General features: G+C 73.5%; 6 protein-coding genes. 3 read left to right on the top strand and 3 right to left on the bottom strand.

Annotation, left to right across the window (positions count from 1 at the left end):
* On the bottom strand, positions 1-1,312 hold a 1,312-nt coding region (locus V7E46_RS30870), incomplete at its 3' end, for a hypothetical protein (protein WP_333771502.1).
* 528 nt (positions 1,313-1,840) lie between these two features.
* A complete protein-coding gene (locus V7E46_RS30865; RefSeq protein WP_333771501.1) occupies positions 1,841-2,479 on the bottom strand; it encodes a flavoprotein in 639 nt (212 codons plus the stop codon).
* A gap of 361 nt (positions 2,480-2,840) precedes the next feature.
* Between V7E46_RS30865 and V7E46_RS30860 the strand changes: the two genes are divergently transcribed.
* The 3 genes from V7E46_RS30860 to V7E46_RS30850 all read left to right on the top strand — a co-directional run bounded on the left by V7E46_RS30860 (position 2,841) and on the right by V7E46_RS30850 (position 6,854).
* The gene (locus V7E46_RS30860) at positions 2,841-4,031 is read left to right on the top strand and encodes a hypothetical protein (RefSeq protein WP_333771500.1); all 1,191 of its coding nucleotides are present in this window, start codon (positions 2,841-2,843) and stop codon (positions 4,029-4,031) included.
* A gap of 196 nt (positions 4,032-4,227) precedes the next feature.
* Complete coding sequence (locus V7E46_RS30855; RefSeq protein WP_333771499.1) at positions 4,228-6,339, top strand: tetratricopeptide repeat protein; 2,112 nt, start codon at positions 4,228-4,230, stop codon at positions 6,337-6,339.
* On the top strand, positions 6,336-6,854 hold the full coding sequence (locus V7E46_RS30850; protein ID WP_333771498.1) for a flavin reductase family protein: 519 nt from the start codon (positions 6,336-6,338) through the stop codon (positions 6,852-6,854). Before V7E46_RS30855 ends, V7E46_RS30850 begins: the two co-directional genes overlap by 4 nt.
* Positions 6,855-6,913: 59 nt before the next feature.
* Here the strand turns inward: V7E46_RS30850 and V7E46_RS30845 are convergent.
* Positions 6,914-7,467 (bottom strand): helix-turn-helix transcriptional regulator (locus V7E46_RS30845; RefSeq protein ID WP_333771497.1); only part of this gene is annotated, 554 nt, incomplete at its 5' end.

The following is a 7,467-nucleotide window of genomic DNA, read 5'->3' as shown; positions in this document are numbered from 1 at the left end:
CGTCACCCCCGCCCCCGAAGTCGCCCGGGTCGAAGTCGGACCCCGAGTAGTCGCCGCCCTCCGGGGCGCCTCCGCTGCCGTCGCCCCCGTACCCGGAGCCGGGTCCGAAGAGCGATCCGCCCAGCAGGGTGCCGACCAGCAGGCCGGGCAGCAGGCCGCCGCCGAAGTAACCGCCCGCGTAGGGGGCGTACGCCGGGCCGGCGTTCCAGTACGGCTGCGGGCCGCGGGCGGTGTCGACCGTACGGGCCAGCGGCGCGGCGCCGTCGTCGATCCGGGCGGCGTCCGCGGCGCAGGCGGGCACGTCGCGTACGGCTCCGTCGGCCGGCGCCCAGGGCACATCGCGTACCGACGGGCCGTGCCGCGGGTCGAAGAAGCACGGCGGACGCCGTTCGGGCAGCGGCTCGCCGCCGCGGCGGGCGTCCAGCGTCGCCAGCGCGAAGCGGCCCTCCTCCAGGGCGTGGGTCACGGGCTGTACGTCCTGCGGCCGGCGGGCCGCGCCCAGCAGTGACTTGGCGCGCTCGTACGCGTCGAGGGCCCGGGAGTAGTCGTCGCGCATCAGGTCGTCCGACGCGGGGTCGGCGGGCCGGAAGTCCAGCCGGTCCAATTCCTCGCCGAAGGCCGTGATGTCCTCGTCGACGGCCTTGCGCAGCTGCCGCAGCTGACCTTGCCGCTGGTCCCGCCGTGCCTTGCGCCGCCGCCGGAACAGCAGGTACCCGACGCCGACCAGGACGACCACGACCGCACCGAGCACGATGGCGCCGAGCGGGCCGACGCCACCGTTGTGGCCCTGCCAGGAGTCGGGTGCCCGGCCGCCGGCCTGCGGCAGGGCTTTGGCCACGAAGCTGTCGACTTCGTCGGCGGTGCTGCCGCCGGAAGACCGCTGGACCTGGCCGACCAGGTTGTCGACCGCGGTGGGCGACATGACCTGCGGGTCGGCGCCGGCGTCGAACCGGCTGCCGAGACGGATGGCGTAGAGGCCGGTGACGCCGGTCGCCGAGCGCAGGTCCCTCAGGACGGTCTGCGCCGGGAACTGCGAGGTGGCCGGGAGTACGGCCACGAAGACCGGTCTGTCGGCCGACCTGATCCGGTCCGACAGCGCCTTCGCCTGGCTCGGCGTCAGCTGGTCCGACACGCGCGGATCGACGTAGACGGGCCGCTTCCTGAGCTGCTCGGCGACGGTGTCGATGGCGCTCGCGGACCGCGCGGGCGGTGCGAGCACGCCGCCCATGAAGGCGAGGACGCCGGTGACCGCCATGGCGGCGGCCAGCAGCACGGCGTACCGCCGGAGGAGCCGTCCAGGACCGTTGCGCATGATGGCATCTCTCCTCGCTGCTGTCCCGCTCGCGCTCTCTCATCGCCTGCCGTCCGCACATTACTGGACAAAAAGGGCGATGAGTCGCTGGCGGGTGGTGAGGTCGACGCGTCATCGGCCGTCAGTCCCGGCGCCGGTAGGGTGCCGGGGGCGCGTCGCCCCGCGAGCTGCCGTGATGCGGCGCGTCCACCGGAGGCCGGTGGCCGCACTCCGCCGCGCCCGGCCGGCGACCGCCCAGGCGTACCTGCGCGCTCGGGCGCACCTCCGGGGTCGGGCCTCGCGGGGGGGGCGGCCCTTCCACCGGCGTCCCGCCGTCCGCCGTAGCCGTGTGACAGGCGCGTGACAGCAGTGCTCGTTCGTCGTCGACAAAGCCGATCGTCACCACCCGGCACCCGTCCGCCGCTGACGCCGTCCCCTTCGCGAGCCGAGGAAGACCGGACGCCGACCGTCCGCGCTCCGGGCGGCGGTCCGACGGCGGGATGGACCGGCCACGTGGCAGGCGGCAGGCGGCGCCGCGTACGGGCCGTCTCAGACAGCCGCGACGTCCCCGGTCCGCCGCACGTCGCCGGCCGGCTGCACGTCGCCGGCGCCCGGCGCCCGCTCGGCGGAATCCGGCTCGTCCGCCAGCACCGACTCCAGCCAGCCGATGATCAGTTCCGCCGCCTCGTCCGGCGGCGCCAGCTTCAGACCGATCACGTTCTCCCGCTGCCACAGCTCGAAGACGGGACCCTCCTTCGGCTCCACCACGGTGTGGCCGTCGGCGCGCAAGGTCGCGACATGGCGCCGCGTCGGGGCCTTCGTCCACATCAGCTTGTTCATGCTCGGAAAGAACAGCGCCGGCCGGTGGCAGGCGAGCAGGGCGGTCTGCGCGGGGGTGGAGGCCAGGCCCAGCGCCGCCGCCGCGAGGGTGTTGGCGGTGGCCGGGAGCACGACGATGCCGAGTGAACGGCGGGCGAATTCGGTCGGGTTGAGGTCCGCGGCATCGCTCGCGTAGACCTCGTCGGCGTACCAGGAGACAGCCTCGGGGCGTACGAAGCGCTCGGCGCTGTGGGTGAGGAGCACTCGCAGCGGGAGGTCGATCTCCTGCCGAAGCCATGACAGATATCCCGTGGTGGCCATCGCCGCGCTCGATCCGCTGACGATGACCGAAAGCGCGTCATCTCTCATGGGGGCAGGATGCCGAGCCGGGGGCGCCGCTGGACATGGGGGCGCGGACCCAGTTCGACTCCCCCGGGCGCGGCCAATGTTGGGGGCGGGCCACCCATGACTCCCTACGTCCCGGGCTGACACTTTTGCGTCCTGCCGGCACCTGCCGATCCGCCGGCGCGAAGGAGGTGAAAGACATGAAGAAGATCACCGTGCGCAAGTCCGGCTCCATCAAGCTCACCTCGTCCGCTCCGCTGTACTGCACCGACTGCTGCTGATCCGCAGGGGGCCGCTCCTGCGCATCGGGCGCAGGAGCGGCCTACCGCGTGCCCATATCCGTGCCCGTGACCGGCGCCCGTACGGACGGAGCCCCATGCCCCCCATGTCCACCGCACGCGTCCTTTTCCACCCGCTGACCTTCATCGAGGAACGCGACGGCATCACGGTGGGCCGCGCCGACATCGAGTCGTACGCACTCCTCCCCGAGGACGGGGTGGCGCTGCTGCGCCGGCTCGCCGACGGGGCCACGGCGGAGGAGGCCGCGGTCTGGTACGAGCGCACCTTCGGGGAGTCCGTGGACATGGCGGACTTCCTCGACACGCTGCGCGACCTGGGGTTCGTCCGGGAGGCGGGGGAGGCGGTGGCCGAGCCGCCGAAGCTCCGGTTCCAGACCGCGGGGCGGATCATGTTCTCGCGCCCCGCATGGGTGGTGCATCTCGCGCTGCTGGCCGCGGCGGCCGTCGTCATGGTGCGGCACGCCGAACTGCGGCCCCACGCCCACAACGTCTTCTTCACCTCGTCGCTGATCGCCGTCCAGGTCGGGGTGGCGCTGTTCCAGTCGCCGGCCGTGCTCTGGCACGAGTGGTTCCACCTGCTGGCCGCCCGCCGGCTGGGGCTTGCCTCCCGGATGAGCCTGGGGCGGCGCTTCTACTACGTGGTGGTGGAGACCCAGCTCGACGCCCTGCGCAGCGTGCCGCCCCGGCGGCGCTATCTGCCCATGCTCTCGGGCATGCTGGCCGACCTGCTGCTGTTCTCCGTGCTCGTGCTCCTCGCGGCGGGCGACCTGTCCGGCGGACTGTCCTGGCCGGGACGCCTCGCACTGGCCGTGGCCTATACGGTGCTGCTCCGGCTGGCCTGGCAGTTCTACGTGTTCCTGCGCACCGACCTCTACTACGTGATCACGACCGCCCTCGGCTGCACCGACCCGCACGCCGCGACCCGCGCATACCTGCGCGAGCGGTTCCGCCGGCTGCCGCGGGTGGGGCCGTCGGACTGGCGTACCGGGGACTGGGCGCCGCGGGACCGGGCGGTGGCGCCGTGGTTCGCGCTGATCACCGTGGGAGGCGTGACCGCGATGCTGGTCACCGTGTCGCTGTGGACCGCGCCGCTGATCTGGCAGTTCGCCCACCACGTCGGATCGGGGCTGGCCGGCGGCGGCACGGGCGACCCGCACTTCTGGGACTCGGTCGGCTCGCTCCTGCTGCTGAGCCTGGAGATCGTCGTCCTGCCGCTGTACGCGGGCCGGAACCGCAAGCGCACCGCGGCGCCGCCGGTACCCGCCCCCTCGTCCTGACGCTCCTTCTCCTCTCGCACCTCCCGTTCCGCCTGATCCGCCCGCGCGCCGTCCCGCCGAAGGACCCGCACCGCTTGGCCGCCGCGCCGCCCTGGTCGTCGTACCACCGGCCGCCACCACCCGGCCGCCGCTCCACCGGTCACCGCATCACCGTCACCGCACCACCGGTCACCGCATCACCAGTCGAGGAGTCCCAATGACTGCACACGAGTGGCGGATCGGTACGGCCCCGGCCGCCGAACCGCAGGGCGATTTCACCGTGGACTGCCACCGGGGGCTGCGAGGCCCCTACACCGGGCTGGGCAGCCTGCTGCGCCGGGTGGTCCCGCTCGCCGTCGAGCTGCGGCCGGGCATCACCGACCGGCACGTCACCGAGATCCTGTCCGTGGCACCGGAGCTGCGGCCGGTCATCGGGGTCGGCCCTGAGACGTTGACCTCGCTGGCCGCCCCGGAGGAACGGACCCGTATCTATCCGGCGAACCGCACCCGCCGGCTGGCACACGGCGCCGTCGAGCTGCTCGCGGAGTACGCCGCCGCGGCCGACGCGGCGCCGCTGCGGCTGGTCTTCGACCGGGCGGACCGGGCCGACCACACCGACCAGGAATTCCTGGCCATCTTCCTGCGCAGGGCCCGGCCCGACCGTATCCGGATCACCGTCACCACCGGCGGCGGGGACCTGGTCGACGAGCTGAGCGCGGCGCTCGGCCGGTACGCCCAACGGTCAGCGGACCGGCCCTCCGACGCGGGGAAGGCGGCCGACACCGACCAGGCGGCCGGCACCGGGACAGCCGACGGCCGCACCCCCGAGGAACTGCTGCACGCCTTCATCGCCGCGGACGGCACGTCCGACGATCCGGCGGAGGCCGCCGCCTACGAGCGGGCCGACCCCGCGCTGCGCAAAACCCTGCACGACCGCCGGGCCGCGGAATTGCTGGCGCTGGACGAGATGACCCTCGGCCTGGGGGCGATTCCGTACCACCTGGAGCGGGGCGGCGACCCGGCCGGCGCCGGCGCGGACGCGCTCTACGAGGCGGCCAGGCACTGCGGCGCGATGGGCTACTACCACTCCGTGATCGACGTCGCGACGCGCGGCCGGGACCTGACCGACCCCGAGACGAAGATGGAGCGCTTCTGGCATCTGAGCACCCGGGCCAGTTCGGCGATGGTGGTGCTGGAGCAGACCGTGGAGGCCGAGCCGACCTACATCGACCTGCGGGCGCGGTACGACCTGCCGGAGCTCCAGCTGTCCACCGGCTACGCGCTCGCCATGCTCTACACCCGCTTCCACCCGGCGGAGTTGAAGGACCACCACCTAGCCCGCGCGTACATCAACAACTCCATCGCGATCGCCTCCCTGCTGCCCGATCCGGAGCAGCGTGCCTTCCACTCGGTCTTCCAGAAGAACGGGCTGGCGCTGATCGAGATGCGCACCGGGCGGATAGCGGAGGCGCTGCGCCTGGTCACCGACGGGATCGACTACCTCGACCGGGAACTGCCGGGCGAGAAGCACCGGTTGCACCGCTCGGTGCTCGTGCACAACCGCGGCAAGGTGTATCTGGGGATGGGCCGGCTCGACGAGGCCCTCGCCGACCTCAGCAAGGTGATCGAGCTGGACCCCAACTACGCCGACTACTACTTCGACCGCGCGGACGCCCGCCGGCGGCTGGGCGACCTCGACGGCGCCACGGCCGACTGCGACACGGCGATCAGCCTGTCCCCGCCGTTCTACGAACTGCACTACAACCGGGGCGACATCAAGGCCGAGGCGGGTGATGTGGCAGGTGCCGTCGCGGACTTCGCGTATGTGGTGGAGCTGGAGCCCGACCAGCTCGACGCCCGGGTCAACCTGATCGGCCTGCTGATGGAGAGCGGCGAGGCGGCGGCGGCCGGACCGTATGTCGAGGAGGGCCTGATCCTGCACCCGGGCGACGCGCGCCTGCTGCACCTGCGGGGCGAACTGGCTCTGGAGGGCGGCGACACGGCGGCGGCGCGACGCGACTTCGACGCGGCGCTCGCGGCGGACCCCGGCCTCGTACCGGCGCTGGCCAGCCGGGCGGTGCTGGCGCACACGGCGGGTGACCACGTCACGGCGATCACCGACCTGAGCGCCGCGGTGAAGGCCGATCCGGAGAACCCGGACCTGCTGTACAACCGCGGGTTCGTCCATGAGGCGGCCGGGCAGTGGGCCGACGCCGTCGAGGACTACACGCGGGCGCTGGCTCTCGCCGACGAGGACGACCGCGATGAGCTGCTGAGCCGCCGGGCGGTGGCCCGGTCGGCGCTGCTGGGCCTGACGGGTGCGCAATGACGGCCCTCGCCTCCGCGGATCCCGACGGCCGCCCCGCCCCGGTCGGCGCCACGGAGCTGCGCCGGTTCATGCGCCGATGGGCCACGGGCGCGGCCGTCGTCACCAGCGGCACCGCGGCCGAGCCCGTCGGCTGTACGGTCAACGCGCTCACCTCCGTCTCCCTGGACCCGCCGCTGCTGCTGATCTCGCTCGAGCGGAACAGCCGCACGCTGGCAGGTCTGTTGCGGCACGGGAGCTTCGGGGTCAACGTCCTGGCATGGCGGCACCGGCGGCTGGCCGCGCAGTTCGCCGCCGCCGGTGACCGCTTCGCCGGAGTGGACTACCGGCTGGTGCATGACGTGCCCGTGCTCGAAGGTTCCGCCTCGGTGGCGGTGTGCCGGGTGGAGCGGACCGTCCCCGTCGCCGACCACGTCCTCGTGCTGGGGTCACCGCGGTGGTGCCATCGGGAGGAGGACGCCGAGCCGGTGGTCCTGCTGGAGGGGGACTACGGAACCGCGGGCCCGGGCGGCGCCTGACCGCTGTCAGGAAGGCGCAGGCCCCGAGTCGGCCGGACGCGGCACCCGGTGGTCCGCGGTCAGTCGGCCGCACCGCCCTCGACGACGTACGCGCGCAGCGCCGTACGGTCGGACTGGCCGGTCTTGGCGATCAGACTGGCGACGTGCTTCTCCACCGTGCGCGGGGAGATGAACAGCTGAGCCGCGATGCTGCGGTTGTCGGGCCGGTCGGTGAGCAGTTGCAGCACCTCGAACTCCCGCTCCGTGACGCCGAGCACGCGCAGCGGCCGGGGGATGTGCGCCACGTTGCGGCGGTGCGGCACGACGGCGCCGCGGCGGCGCAGCAGCACCCGGCAGGCACCTGCCGTCGCCGGCACCCCGCCGAGACGGAAGAATTCCTCGGCCCGGCGCAACCAGCCCTCCGGGTCGCCCCAGTGGTCGCTGTGCGCGGCCTCGGCCACCAGCCGCAGGCCGAGGTGGAGGGCGAGCGGGTACGGTTCCGCGATCCGTCCGGCTTCGGCGACGGCCTCTGCCGCCTGCTCACCACGGCCCTGCCGGCCGAGGGCGACCGCGCGGGCCAGGACGTCGAATGAGGCGTTCCAGCGCAGCCGGGGGGCTCCGGCGGGGGCGGGGG

This window comes from Streptomyces sp. IBSBF 2435 (assembly GCF_036815005.1).
GTDB lineage: Bacteria > Actinomycetota > Actinomycetes > Streptomycetales > Streptomycetaceae > Actinacidiphila.
This window is presented reverse-complemented; position numbering and strand designations above follow the sequence as displayed.

Bases quoted from the DNA above. Each gene is read 5' to 3' on its own strand.
- V7E46_RS30865 (WP_333771501.1), bottom strand. From the start codon at position 2,479: ATGAGAGATGACGCGCTTTCGGTCATCGTCAGCGGATCGAGCGCGGCG.
- V7E46_RS30860 (WP_333771500.1), top strand. From the start codon at position 2,841: ATGTCCACCGCACGCGTCCTTTTCCACCCGCTGACCTTCATCGAGGAA.
- V7E46_RS30855 (WP_333771499.1), top strand. From the start codon at position 4,228: ATGACTGCACACGAGTGGCGGATCGGTACGGCCCCGGCCGCCGAACCG.
- V7E46_RS30850 (WP_333771498.1), top strand. From the start codon at position 6,336: ATGACGGCCCTCGCCTCCGCGGATCCCGACGGCCGCCCCGCCCCGGTC.